The sequence below is a fragment of the Erythrobacter sp. JB2-19 genome (assembly GCF_057365005.1).
Genome location: NZ_CP200290.1, coordinates 297038 through 315413 on the forward strand (window position 1 = coordinate 297038; position 18376 = coordinate 315413).

Sequence of the window (18376 nt, forward strand, 5' to 3'; positions counted from 1 at the left end):
AACTACTTCTTAACTCTGCTCGGCAAGATTTGTGGCTCGCAAAGGAGTCGCGACTATGGTGTTGAGAGCGCATCTGGGCCCAATTGAGCCTGCCTACAGTTCTGATGGACAACGCGATGAGCCACGGCGCGAGCTGCGCCTAGAGACCAGCGGCGTTTTGCCCGGCGGCGTGAACGCGAATGTTACCGTCCATAACATCTCGGCAACGGGCTTGCTGGTCGAAACGGCCCTGCCTATCGTACGCGGGGAAACGCTGGCTGTGGAGCTTCCACAGATTGGCGAGGTGGTCGCAGAGATCGTCTGGGTCAGCGGTTCATTGTTCGGATGTGCCTTCGCGAAAGCCCTTAGTCCTGCGGCCTTGGCTGCGGCTGAATTGCGCTCAGACGCACCGCTGCCAGAGGCGATCGGAACGACCGCTGCTATTGCGGCGATGACTCCAGTCACCAATGAGACCCTTGGTCTCAAATTGTCGCGCTTGCGCAAGGAACGCAGCCTTACCCTCGCTCAAGTTGCTGAATACCTTGGGGTTAGCAAGCCGACCGTGTGGGCATGGGAGAAAGGTAAAGCGCGCCCGCTACCAGATCGGCTTGATGCGATCGCTCAGGTGTTGGGCGTTTCAACCGATGATTTGTCCGGTGCAGCCACACCTGATGATAGCACTGCGATCATCAATGAGAGCCGTTTACGTATTGCTACCAGCCTCGGAACGACGCCGGATAAGGTGCGTATCATGATTGAGCTCTGAGAATATTGTTTTACAAACATAAGGATCAAGTTGAGGTAGAAGAAACTCAACATTGATTCGTATGCGGCATGCCAAGCAGAGAATCCTTTGAGAACCTTACAATCCGATATGAATGGGTATTAGTATGAATACCAACAAATTTTCAGATTGTGGTAAGTATATCTGAGGTTGATTCGTTTTTTAGGTAAGTTAATTTACTAAACTAACTCTACTTCAGAAAAGTAACGCAAGTGCGAGCTTTTCAATAGCGATTACTCGCATTCGTTAGTTTATTTGTTGATTTAACTTTGGAACGGTTTGACCCGGGGGTGTCAAAGCCGGGGGCAATACGGCAATGGAAATTGGTTTAAGCGCGACAGAGGGTGCCGAGCTGCACGGTCTACTGGCCGAAGCTGCCGGTGACATTGTCGTAAAATTGGATGCGAATGGCTTCATTCAGCATGCATCACCGAACATTAAGGCAATGGGGCTTGAACTCAGTCAGCTCTTGTTCCTGCCGCATATCGCTGACTTGGCCTGCGTTAATTATGTGGACGGCCTGCGCGCCTTTGTCGCGGCCGCCATGAGCGATAATGCGCCAGAAGGGCCTTTCGAATTTCCAATTATGATACCCGGCGAGACGGGTTTGGTCGGCCAGGGCAAATGGCATTCGCTTAGCCTGCGTCCTGTCATCAATGATGACGGCGCAACCTGCGGCGCTCTTGGCCTGCTGCGCTCGGTCGAACATCGCCGCATGCTCGAAGGTGAACTCTATGCCAGCGCAACGACCGATCATTTGACGGGCCTTTGCAACAGCAAAGTCTTCGCCGCGAAATTACGGCGCGCGAAGAAGAGTGATGAAGGCGGGGCACTCGCTCTGTTCGAACTCGACCGATTCCGCGCGATTTTCATGCAATATGGCCAGAGCGCGGCGGAAGAAGTGCTGTGGGCGTTTGCGCAATTCCTCGAAGCAATGTCGCAGCCAGACTATGATCTTGCGCATCTCGATGGCGGCCGCTTTGCGGTATGCCTGCCGGGCCTAACTTCAGAAGAGGCCCGGGAATGGTGTGAGGATGTGTTGGAAACTTTCGCGGCGCTGGCGATTGGCGCGACACCTGGCGAACCGCGCCTTTCGGCCAGCGTGGGTCTAACAACACTCAGCTCCACCGTTGATGAGGCGTTCAAGCGGGCTGAGCTTGCTCTGGTGATGGCGCGCGCTAGCGGCGGCATGCGCGTCGGCGTTAGCGGCGATACCCGCGGGCCAATTGTCTTTCGTGAACGGCCGTTGGTCGGCGAACTTGGAGTCAGCTTCGCAGCCCGCTAAGGGCTAGCAATGGCGTTTACAACAATAATACTTCTGCTTGGCTCGGGCGAATTGGGCCGCGAATTTGTCATCTCAGCAAAGCGGTTGGGCGCGCACGTTATCGCGTGCGATGCCTATGACAATGCGCCAGCGATGCAGGTCGCTGACGAGCGTGAGGTTTTTTCTATGCTGGATGGAGAGGCTCTCCGTGAGGTGGCGATCCGGCACAAGCCTGACCTTATCGTCCCAGAAATCGAAGCGATCCGAACCGAGGTCTTGGCTGAGTTGGAGGCCGATGGTTTCAACATCGTGCCTTCGGCGCGTGCAGCTCTGTTGACTATGAACCGCGATGCCATCCGGGATTTGGCCGCTGACCAACTCGGCCTCACAACGTCGCGTTACCGCTATGCCGAAAGCCTGGACGAAGTGCGTGAGGGCGCGGCCCATGCCGGCTTCCCATGCGTTATCAAGCCGGTGATGTCATCGTCTGGCAAAGGGCAAAGTAAGGTTGACGAGGCTGCTGGGCTGGAGGCGGCTTGGAACTATGCGGTCGACAACATGCGCGGGGACCGGCGGCGCGTGATTGTCGAACAATTCATCGACTTCGACTATGAAATCACCTTGCTGACCGTGCGCCATGCTGGCGGGATCAGCTTCTGCCCGCCCATCGGCCACCGTCAGGAACGCGGTGATTATCAGGAAAGCTGGCAACCTGCCGCGATGAGCCCCGCAGCGCTGGCCAAAGCGCAAGAGATGGCATCTAGAGTGGTGACGGAGCTTGGCGGCAAGGGACGCGGCCTCGGTCTGTTCGGGGTCGAATTCTTTGTGCGCGGGGAAGAGGTGATCTTCTCAGAGCTGAGCCCGCGCCCGCATGATACAGGGATGGTAACGTTGATCTCGCAGGATCTAAGCGAGTTTGATCTGCATGCCCGCGCTATTTTAGGCTTGCCCATCCCCGCGGAGATTGCTGCGCGTCCCTCTGCCTCAGCGGTGATCTTGGCCGACCGAGACAGTTCAGATTTCCACTTTGAAGGAGTGGCTGATGCTCTCGCTCTCAGCGAGCAGCAGGTGGATGTTCGCATCTTTGGAAAGCCTGTCACGCGGCCCTATCGCCGTATGGCGGTTTCGCTCGCCAAAGCAGACGACACCGATGCCGCTCGCAAGCTGGCCGGTGAGGCCGCGAGCAAGGTGCGCATTGCCTATCGCGATTGAGGCCTCTAATCGCCTCAAACATGAGTGATTATTCAAAGAGCGCGGCCCTGATGCAGCGCGGAACCGATTTTCTTGGCTGCGAAACTGCGATCCTTTGCGGCGCGATGAGCTGGGTGTCAGAGCGTAATCTCGTATCGGCAATTTCAAATGCTGGCGGGTTTGGTGTGATCGCCTGCGGGGCGATGACGCCAGAGCTGCTTGATACAGAGATTGCGGCGACAAAAACGATGACCGGCAAGCCATTCGGCGTGAACCTGATCACTATGCATCCGCAATTGTTCGATCTGATCGCAGTGTGCGGCAAGCATGGCGTCACGCACGTGGTACTGGCAGGCGGTATCCCGCCCAAAGGTAGTGTCGAGGCGATCAAGGAATTCGGCGCGAAAGTGATCGTTTTTGCCCCAACGCTCGCCTTGGCAAAGAAGCTGCTGCGTTCCGGCGGTGATGCATTGGTGATCGAGGGCATGGAGGCAGGCGGCCATATCGGTCCAGTTTCAACCAGTGTCTTGGCGCAGGAATTCCTGCCAGAATTGGCCGAAGATCACTTGGTGTTTGTTGCTGGCGGCATTGGCCGGGGCGAGGCGATTGCGAGCTATCTTGAGATGGGTGCTTGCGGTGTTCAGTTAGGCACGCGTTTTGCCTGCGCGGCCGAGAGCATCGCACATCCCGATTTCAAGAAGGCCTTCTTCCGTGCCAAGGCGCGCGATGCCGATGCCAGCGTTCAGGTCGATCCACGCCTGCCCGTGATCCCGGTACGTGCGCTTAAGAACAAGGGCACGGAAGAGTTCACTGCCAAACAGATTGAGGTTGCCGGGATGCTGGACCGGGACGAGGTCGATATGGGCGAGGCACAATTGCAGATCGAGCATTATTGGGCGGGCGCATTGCGCCGTGCAGTGATCGACGGCGATGTTGAGAATGGCAGCCTCATGGCCGGCCAGAGCGTCGGGATGGTAAAGGCGGAAGAACCCGCCGCTGATATCATCGCGTCCCTGATGCGCGAATGCGAGGCCGCCCTGGAGGGCAGATAGGATGGCTCATTCGGACGAGCAATCAGGCAGCCATGCCTTGATCCTTACGCTTGATTGCGCTGATCAACCGGGCATCACCGCGCGGGTTACGGCGTTTCTGTTTGAGCGCGGTTGCAATATCCTCGAAGCGCAACAGTTCAACGATCGCACCAGCGATCGCTTTTTCATGCGTGTGGCGTTTGATCCGGCTGGTCGTTTGAGCAAAGATCTGCGTGAAGAATTCGGCGTGTTTGCTGGTGAATATGGCATGCGCTGGAAGCTCGCATTACGTGATCGGCCGCGCCGCGTTCTCATCATGGTCAGCAAGTTTGACCATTGCCTTGCCGATCTGCTGTATCGCTGGCGCACAGGCGAGCTCAACATCGAACCAGTTGCCATAGTCTCCAACCACCCTCGTGAAGCAGTGTCCCACAGTGAAATCGGCGATGTGCCATTCTTTCATCTGCCCATCACCAAAGAGACGAAGCCGCAGCAAGAAGCGCAGATGCGCCAGATTGCCGAAGACGTGGGCGCCGAACTGGTGGTCTTGGCGCGCTACATGCAGATTTTCTCAGACGAGCAGTCGCAGAATTTTGCCGGGCGCTGCATTAATATCCATCACAGCTTCTTGCCTGGATTCAAAGGGGCGCGGCCCTATCATCAGGCGCACGCGCGCGGCGTAAAGATGATAGGGGCGACCGCGCATTTCGTCACGCCGGACCTCGATGAGGGACCGATCATCCACCAGGATGTCGAGCCGATCAGTCATGCCGATCAGCCTGATGATCTGGTGCGCAAAGGGCGCGATATTGAGCGTCGCGTCCTGGCCGAAGCTGTCCGGTTGTTTGTCGAGGAGCGGGTGCTGCTAAACGATAGCCGTACGGTAGTGTTCAGAGGCTAAGCAGTGTTCTCCAGGGCTCCGTCGCTGGAAGATCGCTGGTTAATGGGTCCCAGACTTGCTGCATTAGTGCCCGTGCCTCAGCTTCGGGAACTCCCCGTTCACGATCGAGTACATAGAAGAACGCGGTGACCCGGTAGTTCATGATGCAATGGACATGGACCGGGCCATCAATCTTGTCCAATGCCTCACGCATTTGTCGGATATGGCAGCGAGTTGGCGCGTCAAAGGGTACGGGGATGTGCGTGTACTTTATCCCCTCGCGTTCAAGTAGAACTCCTTCGTTCTGCAAAGCCTCTGGATGATCGTCGAGAGCGAGGTTTACGATGTGCTTTATCCCGAGCGCAGCAAGCCGTGCCGGATCGCCCGGCTCGAGCTTTCCCGACGTGGTCACCCCGTCTGGTCTGCGTTGCCAATTGCGGATGTCATCTGGGGCGGTCATTTCTGCCAATGCTGCGAGATCTAGAGAGCTGAATCTGGCTCTATCGCCTTATCCTCGTTGGCGCGGTGGATCACATAGGCACGGACGGCTTCGATCTCTTCGGGTGAAAGCGATTCAGCAAAGCTCACCATGCCGTTGTCTTTCAATATCCCGTCGCCGACGACTGCCATCCAGCTTTGCTTGTTGCCGAGCGTTCCTGAGCGTCTGAGGTCAGGCAGCACCGTAGAACCAACGGCTGCAGGCGCGTGGCATACAGCGCAATAGCGAGCATATTTTTGCGCTCCTAATGCAATGGTCTGTTCGTCTGCGCGGCTCGCTGGAGGATCAAGGGGCAGCGCTGCAAGCTCAGGCTCTGGCGGCAGTTCCGCTTCACCACCAAGCTTGAAGACGAGCAGTCGGCTGATGTTTCGCACAGGTGCAAGATCATTGAGGATCCCGCCATCAACCGTGATCGCGTAGGCGCCGCCCCAACCGGCCAGCACAGCGACATATTGCTCGCCATCAACAGTGTAGGTGATGGGCGGGGCGACCACGCCTGTCTGCGCTCCAAAGCTCCAGACTTTGTCGCCTGTCGCTGCGCTATAGGCGTTGAACTCGCTGCCTGCTGTGCCTTGGAAAACCAGGCCACCGCCCGTTGCGAGCAAGCCGCCATTCCAAGGTCCAGGATGATCGACGGTCCATTTCGCCTCTTGGCTAACCGGATCCCATGCGACCAGCCTGCCCTTCAGCGTGCCAACCACTTCGCGGCGAATGCCCAGATCTGGCGGCAAGTCGCCAGCGCCCAGGTTAAATCCGATATTGAAACCGCGCGCGCGGTCGGGCTTCCAATTTGCCTCGGGCGCATAAACCATGGCCGCCTCAAACGCCGGGATGTAAACCAAGTTTTCACCGGGGTGATAGGCCATCGGGTGCCAATTGTGCCCGCCGAGTGCGCCCGGCGTAACAATTGCTGGCTTGCCGGTTTTGTCGACGCGGGTTTCTGGGTTTTCAATCGGGCGGCCATCTTTGTCAATCCCGCTTGCCCAATTCACCGCCACATAAGGTTCCGCCGAGATAAACTCTCCGGTTGCGCGGTCGATCACATAAAAGAACCCGTTCTTGGGCGCTTGCATCAACACCTGACGCTCGGTGCCATCAATCTCCATATCGGCCAGGATTATGTGCTGGGTCGCGGTGTAATCCCAGGTCTCGCCCGGCGTGGTTTGATAGTGCCACACATATTCACCAGTGCTCGGTCGGATCGCGACTATCGACGATAGATAGAGGTTATCGCCTTCGCCTGTCCCGTCCTCACCAGGCGAACGATAGGCCCGGTTCCATGGGGAGCCATTGCCAACACCGATATAAAGCAGGTCTAAATCTGGATCATAGGCCATCGAGTCCCAGACGGTGCCGCCACCGCCAATCGCGTCTTCGCCGACGAGGGCATTGCCGCTCCATGTTTCAGCCGCCGCCTTCAGATATTCAGGGGATGCCTCACCTTCATTGCCTTCTGGAACGGTATAGAAGCGCCACAGCTCCTCGCCATTCTCCACATTATAGGCCGCAACATATCCGCGTACCCCAAATTCTGCGCCGCCGTTGCCGATGATGACTTTGCCATCGATGATCCGCGGCGCGCCGGTTACCGTGTACGATTGGGATTGGTCTACGGTCACCGTCTCCCACTCAACTTTGCCGTTGTCGCGGTTGAGCGCGATCAGACGTCCATCAAGAGTGCCTAGGAACAGTTTGTTCCCCCAAGCGGCGAGGCCCCGGTTAACAACATCGCAGCAAGCTTTGACCGCTGTCTCCCCGGGCACTTTGGGATCATAGTCCCATAGCGGCTCGCCAGAAGCGGCATTGAAGGCGCGGACTTTGCTCCATGCGGTGGTCAGGTACAGCTTGCCGTCCATCACGAGCGGGGTCGCCTCTTGGCCGCGCGCGGTGTCCATATCGGCGAACCATTCGAGTCCCAAATCGCCTATTGTCTCTGCATTGATTTGCTGAAGCGGGGAGTAGCGTTGTTCCGAATATGTGCGGCCATGGGTGATCCAATCCGCGTCATTGTCGCCAGCGTTGACCAATGCCGCGTGGGTGATCCCGCCTTCTGCTTCGCCTTCTTCGAGTATTCCGCAACTCGCCAAAGCGATCGATACCGCCAGCGCAAACCCTGTTCTTATCATTATCTCGCCTCTCCCTCAGGCTGGCATGTTGCCGTGCATTCATGCGCTTGTCCATCTTCGGAATCTGAGGGGCCGAGTCGGTTGGGGATGCGGGCCTTTGCTATTGCGCACGGCTGGGTTAGGTTAAATGCAGTTCGGTCTGCGGTGATTTCTAGATTACCGAGTTTAGGGCCAAAGGGGAGTTTGAATTCATGGAATACGTGCTTGGTGCATTGCTGCTGGTGCTAATTGTCTTCTTGGTCATGGGTGTTCTCGTGGTCAAACAAGGCTTCGTCTACACAGTCGAGACATTCGGCAAATACACTAAGGCTGCCGAGCCTGGTTTTCACATCATCTATCCGTTCATGCAACGAGTAGGGCAGAAAGTGAATGTGATGGAGCAGGTGCTAGACATTCCCGGTCAAGAGATCATCACCAAGGATAACGCCATGGTCGGCGTCGATGCGGTGGTGTTTTTCCAAGTGCTCGACGCTGGTAAGGCGGCGTATGAGGTGGCCAACCTTTACAATGCGATCATGGCACTGACGACGACCAACTTACGTACAGTGATGGGGTCTATGGACCTTGATGAGACACTTTCTAAGCGTGATGAAATCAATGCGCGTCTGCTAAGCGTCGTGGATCACGCCACCTCACCATGGGGCATTAAGATCACGCGCGTAGAGATCAAAGATATCCGTCCACCACGTGATATTTCAGAGGCCATGGCGCGGCAAATGAAGGCGGAGCGCGTCAAACGTGCAGAAATTCTCGAAGCAGAAGGCGACCGTGCATCCAACATCCTGCGCGCCGAAGGTGACAAGCAATCTGCCATCCTGCAAGCGGAAGGCACGAAAGAAGCCGCATTCCGTGATGCAGAAGCGCGCGAACGCGCTGCCGAAGCAGAGGCTAAGGCAACCCAAATGGTGTCAGACGCCATCGCCTCCTCAGGCAGCCAGGCGATCAACTACTTTGTTGCGCAGGAATACACCAAGGCGATTGGCAAGTTTGCGGATAGCGCCAATGCCAAGACGATTCTGTTCCCGGTTGAGGCAACCCAGCTGATCGGTTCGCTCGGCGGGATCGGCGAATTGGTGCGCGAGGCGGTTAGCCCTGCTGAAGGCGATGTTACAACCAACGTTGGAGCGCCTCTGCCGAAATCACGCGCTCGCACCACTGTGCCACGTACAGGCGACAAATGATGGACGATTGGGGTTCCTTCGATCCGCATTGGATATGGGTCGCGTTCGGCCTGGTCTTAGCCGCGCTCGAAATGCTGGTGCCGGGCGTCTATCTCATCTGGCTTGCAGTTGCCGCGATCGTCACTGGTCTGCTTACATTCGGCCTCGATCTCGGACTACCCAGCCAGGTTGTAATCTTTGTATCGCTGTCCTTGATCGCCGTGTTCAGCGCGCGGCGATTTCTGCGGGACCAACCGATCAAGAGCGCCGATCCGATGCTCAACCATCGCGGTGCGCAATTGATTGGCGAGAGCGCTGTTGTGACGCAAGCCTTTGAAGGCGGCTCTGGTCGGATCAAGCATGGCGACAGCGAATGGCTCGCCCGCGGACCAGATTTGGACGTTGGACAGCGGGTCCGTATCACTGGCAGTGAAGGAGCTGTGCTGCTTGTTGAGGTCGCTCACGCAATCGCAGACGGTTCGCCAACCGGCGTGGAGGAAGAGTCCAGCTAACTAACTGGCGGCGCGCTCATTGCTCAGGCCAAACCGGCCAAATTTGCGATATCGAACCATCCATTTGTCCAGAAACAGGCCAAGCGGCTTCGGCTTGATGCCCAGCTCTTTGAAGCCCGGACGGTTGCCGGAAGTGACAGATCCCAATTTGAGTAGCTTCCATTGATCCCGGCTCATCGGTGTGCCGGGTAGGGCCGCAAACATTGCCGAAACGCCATCCGGCATGGCGATGAATTTGCGCGTCCGGCCCTGAGCAGCGGCGATCCGCTGATTGATTTCCATCATGCTAAGCTGCTCCGGTCCGCCAAGCTCAAAGGTCTTGCCGCCATGCTTTGCTGGCTCTTCAAGGGTGCGCAGGACTGCCTCGGCCACATCATCGGCGAACACCAATTGCAGTTTCGCCTCAGGCGCAAAGACCGGGAGCGCGGGCAGGTTCGCAATCATTGAGCCAAACATATTGAGGAAATTGTCGTCTTTTCCGAACACAATCGAAGGGCGTAGGATGGTCGCCTTGGGAAAAGCGGCCGTTACACTTTCTTCGCCTTGCGCCTTGGCACGGGCATATTCAGCACTCGAATTGGCGTCGGGACCGATTGCGCTGACATGCACAAACGCTTTCACGCCTGCCTCTTTAGCGAGCCTAGCCATCGTACCAGGTGCCTCACCCATAACCTTGGACTGGTCGCCACTAAATGTGCCGACCAAATTGACCACATAGCTCGCGCCATCAATCGCGGCGGCCACACTGGCCTCATTGGTGATGTCGCACCGCGCGAATTGAAGTTGACCGAGATTGGCGAGTGGTTTCAGTGAAAACCCATTTTCAGGATTGCGGCTTGCAATGCGGAGGCGCGCGCCGCGCTCCAACAGGCTTTGCGCGACATAATTGCCGATAAAGCCGCCGCCACCGAATACGGTGACTAGCTGATCTTGAAAGAGGTCTGATTTGGGCATTTGCCTGTGCTTTCCCAGCCTTGAATAGTCTCGCTTCCCCATGTCCTAAGCCGCGCACCACTGCAAGTGCCGCGATCACTTAGCGACTTGGTATGCGTATTGGCGTTGACAGTAGGGCGCGCACATCGCTATTGGCCCGCCCTCACCGCGAGTACGCTCTTACAGCGCCGCGAGCAGGTGTGCCCAGATGGCGGAATTGGTAGACGCGCTAGCTTCAGGTGCTAGTATTCGCAAGGATGTGGAGGTTCGAGTCCTCTTCTGGGCACCATTTGTTCTTCCCTTGTTCTCTCAGATAATCTATAAAAACCGCAGAAATCCAAGGGGTTTGGCCCTTGGATCGTTCCGGATCGTCCCACCTGTTCTCGGCCGATCCAGACATTTTTGCGGGCCTTTTGTGGGCCTTTTGCAAAAGGCCCAAATGAAAAGGCCCACACATGCCTCTGACGGATACCAGACTCCGAGCCCTCAAACCGAAGGCAAAGCCTTACAAGGTCGCTGACGAGCGTGGCCTATATATCGAGGTCACACCCGCTGGTGGCAAACATTGGCGGTTTCGATATCGAATTGGAAAAGCGCAAAAGAAGGTGTCGCTCGGCGGCTACCCTGTGGTAAGCCTCAAGGATGCGCGAGAAGCAGCAATGGAAGCGAGGCAGACCATAGCTTCTGGCGGCGACCCAGCGGTGGAGAAGCGCAAACAGAAGATTAGGGATGAGTTTCTTTCGGCGAGTACTTTCGAGGCGGTCGCCCGCGAGTACATAGAGCAGATCATGGTTCAGAATGGCCGCGCTGAAGCGACTATCGTCAAGGCGAACTACTTTCTTGATAAGCTGACACCAGCGATCGGAAATCGGCCGATCCACGAGATCGAACCTTTCGAAGTGCTCGCGCCTTTGAAGCGTCTTGAAGCTACTGGGAAGCACGAGACGGCAAAAAAATGTCGATCATTTGCAGGACGGGTATTTCGGTATGGGGTGGCGACAACTCGGTGCAAATCTGATCCAACTTCGCTGTTGAAGGGAGCGCTCATCACGCCAAAGCCGACGCACTACGCCGCCATTCTTGATCCAGAGAAGCTAGGCGGGCTGTTGAGAGCTATCGACGACTTTGAAGGTTACGCTCTCACAAAGTTTGCGTTGAAGATTGCCCCGCATGTTTTTGTGCGTCCTGGTGAACTGAGGCATGCTGATTGGGCGGAGTTTGACCTTGATGAAGGCGTCTGGCGGATCCCAGCAGGCAAGATGAAAGCGCGGCGCGCGCACGCGGTTCCGCTCTCAAAGCAGGTCATCAGCCTTTTCGAAGAGCTCGGCACCATGATGGGTAAATCAGGTTATGTGTTTCCATCAGCCCGGTCCGGTCTACGTCCCATGAGTGAAAACGCTTTGAACGCAGCCTTTAGAAGGATGGGGTTTAGCAAGGAGGAGGTCACCGCGCATGGGTTGAGGGCGACCGCATCCACCCTGCTCAATGAAAGCGGAAAATGGAGCTCAGACGCGATTGAGCGCGCGCTTGCGCACGGAGACAGTAATGCGATCCGCGGTGTTTATCATCGAGGTAAGCACTGGTCTGAGCGCGTAAAGATGTCGCAGTGGTGGAGTGACTATCTTGATAGCCTCAAGTTGGGCGGTGACTTGGTATTTCTGAAAGCGAGCTAACTCTTGAGCTTCTTCAAGATCGCGCTCATTGTTTGGCGTATGCCATCCATCGCCGGATAACGTTTCTCACATATCCTGGGGTTTCTCGATTTTTCGGAATGCCTCCTGCTCGCGATACGGCACCTGGGCCAGCATTGTAGGCTGCCAATGCGAGATGGATCGCACCGAACTGATCGAGCATCTGCCGCAAATATCTTGCGCCGCCATCGATGTTTTGAGCGGGGTCATGCCGATTGGTAACCCCGAGCTCCCGTGCTGTTGCTGGCATGAGCTGGGCTAATCCAGCCGCCCCTGCTGGGCTGATTGCCATCGGATTGAACCGTGATTCTTGCCAGACTAACGCTTGGAGGAGCCTTGGCGGCAAGCGGTGACGAGCTTCTGCTTGACGGATCAGAGGCTCGTAGAGCGCCTCTTTGAAGCTTCGTTCAATCTGCGATTTCTGACTTCTAGGATCGTATTGAACGTCCGCTCGTCGGTCTGACGCGCTTTCAACCGACCCCATAACGTGATCGAAAATCTGGAATTCTTGCGCGATGGCGCAGCTTGGGACTGCCAGTCCTAGCGTACCTATCCCGATCGCTATTTTCGAGCTTTTCACTGCGCAATCTCTCAATCTTGATAATTCTGGCGTGAGAACATATTATGAACGTATGGGTGTAGGAAACCATATGATTGGTTGCACCAACAAGAGGAGAGGGAAGCGACAGAAGGGGCAATTGAGCAACTAAGGAGCTCGCATGTCCTTTTCGAATTCCCATCAGTCTCGCGCGTCGTTTGAGGAAACCGCTCGCAAGCTCTGCGAGAGCCGCGGCGGGAAGTGGTCTGGCACCAAGGGCATGGCCCGTTGTCCAGCGCACGATGACCGCACGCCTTCGCTCGGTGTCACGCTTGGCCGAAAGGCGATCCTCCTACATTGTTTCGCAGGGTGTGATCAGGCGAGCGTGCTCGCTGCCCTCGCCCGTGAAGGGATCGAGACCTCAGCTCTATTCTCAGGTTCTTCTGACGAATTTCCGTTCCAGCCGAGCTATTCCAGCAAGCCATCAGCTGCAGCACTCCGCATCTGGCGCGATGCCCGACCGCTGCAGCGAAGTCCTGCCAAGGCATATCTCGAAGAGCGCGGCATCCTCGCAACCTCCCATGCGCTGAGGTTTCATCCGCGCACACCGCTTGGACCGAAAGGTCGCGCGCGCTTTTTGCCGGCGATGATCGCTTCGGTCAGCCTCGACGAGGGGCCGATTGCCGTTCACCGGACTTTCCTGTCGCATTCCGGCAATACGCAGGCATCGTTTGCCAAGCCGAAACGTGCTCTGGGGTCTCTCGGCAAGGCGGCAGTCCGTCTGTTCGCACCCGCCGAGGGAAGGCTTGGTCTCGCCGAAGGCATTGAAAGCGCGATGTCGGCCTATGCGCTTACCGGGATCCCAACATGGGCAACGATGGGCAATGAACGCTTCGGCCTGGTTGCCATCCCCGAGAGCGTGAGCGAGCTACATCTCTTCGTCGATCACGACGCAGGTGGAGAACTCGCGGCAACTCGCGGACTGGAAGCCTACGTTTCACCCAATCGCAAAATCCTGATCCGCAAGGTCAGATCGCGAGGCGAAGACTGGAACGATGAACTGCAGACGTGGCTGCTCCGAAAGAGCAAAACTTAGAGGAGAGAGAGCTCCTGGGTCTTTGGCCGCACGGTTGTCGTGAGGCGCAACAAAGACAGGAGACTACTCATGATCCAATCCATTCCTCTCAAGAAACTAATCTCAAGCCCTCGCAACGTACGCAAAACAACCGACGTTCTTGCCGATTTGCAATTGCGGGCTGATATCGCGGCACGCGGGCTTCTCCAAAATCTGGTAGTTCGCAAAGCCACCCGAGGGAAATTTGAAGTCGAAGCTGGCGGGCGTCGCCTCGCTGCATTGCAAGCGTTGGTCGAGGAAGGCACGCTTCCCAAGAACCATGAAGTCACTTGCCTTGTCATCGAAGGTGAGGAAAGCGAAGTGCGCGAAGCGAGCCTTGCCGAGAACTTCCAGCGCCTCGCAATGAACCCGGCCGACGAGGCGCAGGCTTTCGCTGCGATTGTCGAGGCGGGAGCTAGCACCGAAGACGTGGCTCGCCGGTTCGGTCTCACAGTCCGCTTTGTCGAGGGCCGTCTGCGCTTGGCGGGCCTCGCACCTTGTGTCTTCGAAGCGCTCGCCGAAGGCGCGATCACGCTCGATATGGCCAAGGCCTATGGAGCGATCTCAGACATTGACCGCCAAGCACACGTCTATGCCGAACTGCAGGACGCCTGGTACCAGGTCACGCCTGACACGATCCGTCGCATGGTGCTCGATGCCACTGTTCGTGGCTCCGATCCGCGCGCGGTTCTGGTCGGGCGCGAGGCCTACCTCGCAGCAGGTGGTCGGATCGAACGCGAACTCTTCGACGACGAAGCCAGCGAAAGCTGGATCGATGTCGCGCTGCTCGAAGACCTTGCCCAGAAAGCGATGGATGACGCTGCGAAGAGGGTCGCTGAAGAACACGGACTTGCCTGGGTGCGACCCACGCTTGGCAACTATGTAAGCCACGATCTCGTCGAGGGCCTCAATCGGCTTCCATGCGAACCGGCTCCGCTCAGTGAGCAGGAAGCCCGCGAGCTCAGCGACCTTGAAGCTGACTACGACCGGACAGCGGCCATCCTCGAGGATGAGGACAGCGACGAAAGCGAGATCGCCAAGGCGGAAGAAGAGCTAGTCTCGATCGACCGCGCGATGCGCGATCTGCACGATCGTCCGCCAGTGCTTGCCGACGAGCTAAAGTCAGAGGCTGGAGCGTTCCTTGTGCTCTCACGGAATGGCGAACCTGCAATGGTGCCGCAGTTTTACACTGATGCTGAAGTCATCGACACTGATGACGGAGCTGTCGAACCGGTGGATGCAGGTGCTGATACCAAGCGCAAGAGCGGGGCGCTTTCGCAGCGTCTGCTCGACGAGCTCGCGATGCAGCGTCGCGATATCCTGGCGATCCACCTGGCCAACGATCCTGCGCTCGCGCTTGATTTCATGGTCTTCACGCTCGCAGATGCTGATGGGCATGACTGGCGCGCGAAAAAGGCGTCGACGCTCGTCGGCTCGGTCGCATCGGGGCCGGTGGCCGGATTCGAGGCGAAGGATGCCCCCGCAAGTGCTGCGCTCGCCGAGTTCGCCGCTTCGCTCGACGAGAGCTGGCGCGCCGGCGAGACTGACGTCGAACGGTTCGAACGCTTCCGCGCATTGAGCGATGAAGCACGTTCGGCCTGGCTCGGCCATGTCGTATCCCGCACACTGGTCGCGAGCCTTGCCTGCGAAGGCGATCGCTCGGCGCCGCTGCACGAGATACTCGGGTCGCTGCTCGAGATCGAAACCGCGCATTGGTGGCGGCCGACGGCGGCGAACTTCTTCGATCGTGTGGCCAAGGCGCGCACGCTTGAAGCGCTCGACGCTGCAGGCGGTCCCGAACTCGTCAGCCGCTATGCAGGTTCGAAGAAGGCAGAACTAGCGAGCGCAGCCGAGCGTATCTTCTCCGGCAATTTCATTGGCGAAGCGGATGTGAAGACGCGCGCGGGAGCGTGGGTGCCCGAGATCATGTGCTTCGGTTCTCCTGAGGAACCGGTCGAGGATGAAACTGCGGCCCCGGTTGAGGACGAGACCGCGAACGAAATTGCCGAGCAGGCTGCCTGACCCCTCCTGACAGGTCCAGGTGACTCGGCGGGCGGTCCGTCCCTCTCGGGATGGGCCGCCTTATTCGCGTTTCCGTCCGAAGGTCGCCTACGATGGTGAGTCTTAGAGGGGAGGACGCTTTGTTCATCCTGAACCCGGACACGTCCGTTCCGGCGATCAGGAGACCATCGATGACAAAGTCCCGCCGCACTGCTTCAGTTTCTCCAGCTGCGCGTATCACCGCCGCCATTATCGAAAAGCTAGAGCAAGGCACCAAGCCTTGGGTCAAGCCGTGGCGTGGCTTGCCGCTTTCTCGCCCGCTGCGATCATGCGGGACGCCGTATCGCGGCATGAATACCTTCTGGCTCTGGATGGTTGCTGATGCCTGCGGCTACGCCTCACCATACTGGATGACATATCGCCAGTGCCAGAAACTCGGCGGCCAAGTCCGCAAAGGAGAAAAATCGACCATCGCGATTTTCTACAAAAACTACACCAAGGAAGTCGAAAACGCTGAAGGTGGGCAGGATACGGAGAGCCGGCGCGTGCTGAAGACCTATTCAGTCTTCAATGCCGACCAGTGCGATGGCCTCCCCGAATTCTACCATCCCAAGCCACTGGTTGCCGCGCTTGAGCCCGAAGGCCGCGAGGAGCGGCTAGATGCCTTCTTCGCTGAGATCGACGCAGAGCTACGCCATCATGGCGCGCAAGCCTACTACGAGCCACTGCGTGATCGCGTCACCATGCCGCCGGCCGAACTCTTCGAAGCCTATGACCATTACTACGCAACACTTGCGCATGAGCTATCGCACTGGACTGGACATTCTTCGCGACTCGATCGAGGCCTCAAGAACCGCTTCGGCAGTGATGCCTATGCCGTCGAAGAACTTATCGCCGAGCTGTCCTCCGCCATTCTTGGTGCCGAACTGGGATTGCCCGTCTCGCATCTCGATCATCATGCTAGCTATATCGCGTCCTGGCTCAAGATCCTTAAACAGGACGAGCGCGCGATCCTGACCGCGGCCGCAAAGGCCGAGGAGGCAGCCACCTTGCTGCTCGAAATGGGCGGTCACCAATCGAGTGCCAATGAGGCTGATGCCGAACTTTCTGACGCAGCCTGAATAAGAGACTTAACTTGAGCAACTCTGTCAGCCAGCCCGCACGTACTGGCACTTGCCTTCACACCGAGTCAATTCGGTCTGGCCGAGCGCTCCTGGACCGATCCTGGATCACTCCCAGACAACTCCTGCGCCACTCCGACACGATCCCGCACAGCCTGTTCGCTGGTCCTCGTGCCCTGGACCGGTCAGGTCCCACAGCAACCCGCGCAAGGCTGCGGCCCGTGTGGCCCACGCCAGCCTTGCCTTGCGGGGTTTCCCGCTGACGCGGTGCGGTGGTCTCTTATCCCGGTCCTTTTCGGACACGGCGAACGGGCCCGCGCGGAACTTCCTCCGTCGGCATTCGCCGGTCTCAGGAGGACTAAAGATATGTATGACAATTTCGCCACCCAGCTTGCCGGCCTCGATCTATCCGGCTTCTCGATCACGCCTGCCCCATTCAACGGATCCGACTTCCCTTGCGAGGACGCCATGTCTCACACGCTCGGAGCAGTCTGGTCCGATCTGTTCGCGCTGTTTGCCGACACCGCGCTCGAGGCCGACGCCGAGGATCTCGCTTGGGGCTTCGTCAATCTCTTTCACCGTGCAGCCAGCCGCAAGTCGACCCAAGTAGATCGGGCCTCGGATGAAATCCGCGCCCTATTGGCATCCGCCGACGGGTCCGAAGTGCATTCGTCAAACCTCCAGGAACAAACCCTGCGTGCCCAGTCTGCTGAAGCCAGCATGCAGGTGTTCGAGCAGATGCGTGAGGTTGCAGCAGGTCTCTATCGCGACGAAACCGGTTCCTCGTGGAAGCCCGTATCGGGATCGCGTGCGCGCCACTCGAAGAACATGACATCGGCCGTGATTGATGCCCGCGACTTTTTGCGCGTACGCAAGGAGCGTCGTCAGGCTGCACATTCTCCCGAGGGTACTCCGGTGGTCTTTGCCGGTGGTCGCAACCGTTTCGAATGCGTGGCCGACGCCAAGACTTACGCGGCGAACATCTGGGCTACACTCGACAGGGTGCGCGAGGTCGTTCCTGACATGTTTCTCGTACACGGCGGCGACGGTAAGGGAGCCGACAGACTGGCCGCATCCTGGGCCGAGCGCCACGAAGTGCAACAGCTCACATTCGGGCTTGAGCGTCGTTTGGGTGCTCGTGCAGGGTTCAAGCGCAACGAGCAAATGCTTGGTCTCAGCCCTCGCTATGTGGTGGCATTTCCGGGCAACGGCGTGACCGAACGCCTCGTGATCGAAGCCAAGAAGCAGCGCATCACGGTTGTTGATCGTCGCGGGCCGTTGGGCACTAGTCCCGCTTGACGGGGAAAGAGCAACTAGACCTCTCGGATGATCAATTCCCAATCGCCGAAGAAGGGCGGCCCCATTCAAGGCCGCCCATGAGGCGCAGAACTCATTGCTGCTCCGAGTCCTACGGGTCGCAATGGCAGGGGAGTACCGAACGCAATCAATTCCATTGTAGGGTTATGAAATGCCCGAATGGATACGCCTCTGAACAGCTTCATTGCTCATCGCGCGTAACCAGCGCGCCTGTGCAGCAATCTTCCTGGACGGA

General features: G+C 57.8%; 16 protein-coding genes and 1 tRNA gene. 13 read left to right on the top strand and 4 right to left on the bottom strand.

Annotation, left to right across the window (positions count from 1 at the left end; all coding sequences use genetic code 11):
- Positions 1-55: 55 nt before the first annotated feature.
- The 5 genes from AC0V6O_RS01475 to purU all read left to right on the top strand — a co-directional run bounded on the left by AC0V6O_RS01475 (position 56) and on the right by purU (position 5150).
- A complete protein-coding gene (locus AC0V6O_RS01475) occupies positions 56-745 on the top strand; it encodes a helix-turn-helix domain-containing protein (RefSeq protein ID WP_486141193.1) in 690 nt (229 codons plus the stop codon).
- A gap of 334 nt (positions 746-1079) precedes the next feature.
- Positions 1080-2048 carry a sensor domain-containing diguanylate cyclase gene (locus AC0V6O_RS01480; RefSeq protein WP_486141194.1) on the top strand — a complete coding sequence of 323 codons (969 nt, stop codon included), beginning with the start codon at positions 1080-1082 and terminating at the stop codon, positions 2046-2048.
- Between the two features lie 9 nt (positions 2049-2057).
- A complete protein-coding gene (gene purT, locus AC0V6O_RS01485; protein ID WP_486141195.1) occupies positions 2058-3239 on the top strand; it encodes a formate-dependent phosphoribosylglycinamide formyltransferase in 1182 nt (393 codons plus the stop codon).
- A gap of 20 nt (positions 3240-3259) precedes the next feature.
- Positions 3260-4270, top strand: a complete 1011-nt coding sequence (locus AC0V6O_RS01490) for an NAD(P)H-dependent flavin oxidoreductase (protein WP_486141196.1) — start codon at positions 3260-3262, stop codon at positions 4268-4270.
- A 1-nt stretch (position 4271) separates the two neighbouring features.
- On the top strand, positions 4272-5150 hold the full coding sequence (purU, locus tag AC0V6O_RS01495; RefSeq protein ID WP_486141197.1) for a formyltetrahydrofolate deformylase: 879 nt from the start codon (positions 4272-4274) through the stop codon (positions 5148-5150).
- Here purU and AC0V6O_RS01500 read toward each other — a convergent pair.
- Both AC0V6O_RS01500 and AC0V6O_RS01505 read right to left on the bottom strand, forming a co-directional pair.
- Positions 5140-5589: a protein tyrosine phosphatase family protein gene (locus tag AC0V6O_RS01500; protein ID WP_486141198.1), complete on the bottom strand. Its 450-nt coding sequence runs from the start codon at positions 5587-5589 to the stop codon at positions 5140-5142. The genes purU and AC0V6O_RS01500 overlap by 11 nt on opposite strands.
- A 20-nt stretch (positions 5590-5609) precedes the next feature.
- Positions 5610-7754, bottom strand: coding sequence for a PQQ-dependent dehydrogenase, methanol/ethanol family (locus AC0V6O_RS01505; RefSeq protein ID WP_486141199.1), 2145 nt, complete (start codon positions 7752-7754; stop codon positions 5610-5612).
- 191 nt (positions 7755-7945) lie between these two features.
- On the opposite strand from AC0V6O_RS01505, the gene AC0V6O_RS01510 reads away from it, so the two are divergent.
- Together AC0V6O_RS01510 and AC0V6O_RS01515 are read left to right on the top strand one after the other, a co-directional pair.
- Positions 7946-8935 carry an SPFH domain-containing protein gene (locus tag AC0V6O_RS01510; RefSeq protein WP_486141200.1) on the top strand — a complete coding sequence of 330 codons (990 nt, stop codon included), beginning with the start codon at positions 7946-7948 and terminating at the stop codon, positions 8933-8935.
- Positions 8932-9426 carry an NfeD family protein gene (locus AC0V6O_RS01515; protein ID WP_486141201.1) on the top strand — a complete coding sequence of 165 codons (495 nt, stop codon included), beginning with the start codon at positions 8932-8934 and terminating at the stop codon, positions 9424-9426. The genes AC0V6O_RS01510 and AC0V6O_RS01515 overlap by 4 nt, the downstream gene beginning before the upstream one ends.
- On the opposite strand, the gene AC0V6O_RS01520 is transcribed toward AC0V6O_RS01515, so the two are convergent.
- On the bottom strand, positions 9427-10380 hold the full coding sequence (locus AC0V6O_RS01520; RefSeq protein WP_486141202.1) for a complex I NDUFA9 subunit family protein: 954 nt from the start codon (positions 10378-10380) through the stop codon (positions 9427-9429).
- A gap of 181 nt (positions 10381-10561) precedes the next feature.
- On the opposite strand from AC0V6O_RS01520, the gene AC0V6O_RS01525 reads away from it, so the two are divergent.
- Positions 10562-10648, top strand: a tRNA-Leu gene (locus tag AC0V6O_RS01525).
- Positions 10649-10814: 166 nt separating this feature from the next.
- Entirely contained in the window at positions 10815-12032 is a 1218-nt protein-coding gene (locus tag AC0V6O_RS01530; RefSeq protein WP_472621184.1) for a tyrosine-type recombinase/integrase, read from the top strand.
- Between the two features lie 25 nt (positions 12033-12057).
- Here AC0V6O_RS01530 and AC0V6O_RS01535 read toward each other — a convergent pair whose 3' ends face one another.
- Complete coding sequence (locus tag AC0V6O_RS01535; RefSeq protein WP_379553727.1) at positions 12058-12630, bottom strand: transglycosylase SLT domain-containing protein; 573 nt, start codon at positions 12628-12630, stop codon at positions 12058-12060.
- A gap of 139 nt (positions 12631-12769) precedes the next feature.
- Here AC0V6O_RS01535 and AC0V6O_RS01540 point away from each other — a divergent pair, with 139 nt between their 5' ends.
- The 4 genes from AC0V6O_RS01540 (at position 12770) to AC0V6O_RS01555 (ending at position 18123) form a co-directional block, all read left to right on the top strand.
- Positions 12770-13684, top strand: a complete 915-nt coding sequence (locus AC0V6O_RS01540) for a DUF7146 domain-containing protein (RefSeq protein WP_486141203.1) — start codon at positions 12770-12772, stop codon at positions 13682-13684.
- Positions 13685-13753: 69 nt separating this feature from the next.
- Positions 13754-15724, top strand: coding sequence for a ParB/RepB/Spo0J family partition protein (locus tag AC0V6O_RS01545; RefSeq protein ID WP_379553729.1), 1971 nt, complete (start codon positions 13754-13756; stop codon positions 15722-15724).
- 170 nt (positions 15725-15894) lie between these two features.
- The gene (locus AC0V6O_RS01550) at positions 15895-16824 is read left to right on the top strand and encodes an ArdC family protein (RefSeq protein WP_298336020.1); all 930 of its coding nucleotides are present in this window, start codon (positions 15895-15897) and stop codon (positions 16822-16824) included.
- Positions 16825-17190: 366 nt separating this feature from the next.
- Positions 17191-18123 carry a DUF2493 domain-containing protein gene (locus AC0V6O_RS01555; RefSeq protein ID WP_486141204.1) on the top strand — a complete coding sequence of 311 codons (933 nt, stop codon included), beginning with the start codon at positions 17191-17193 and terminating at the stop codon, positions 18121-18123.
- Positions 18124-18376: the final 253 nt, after the last annotated feature.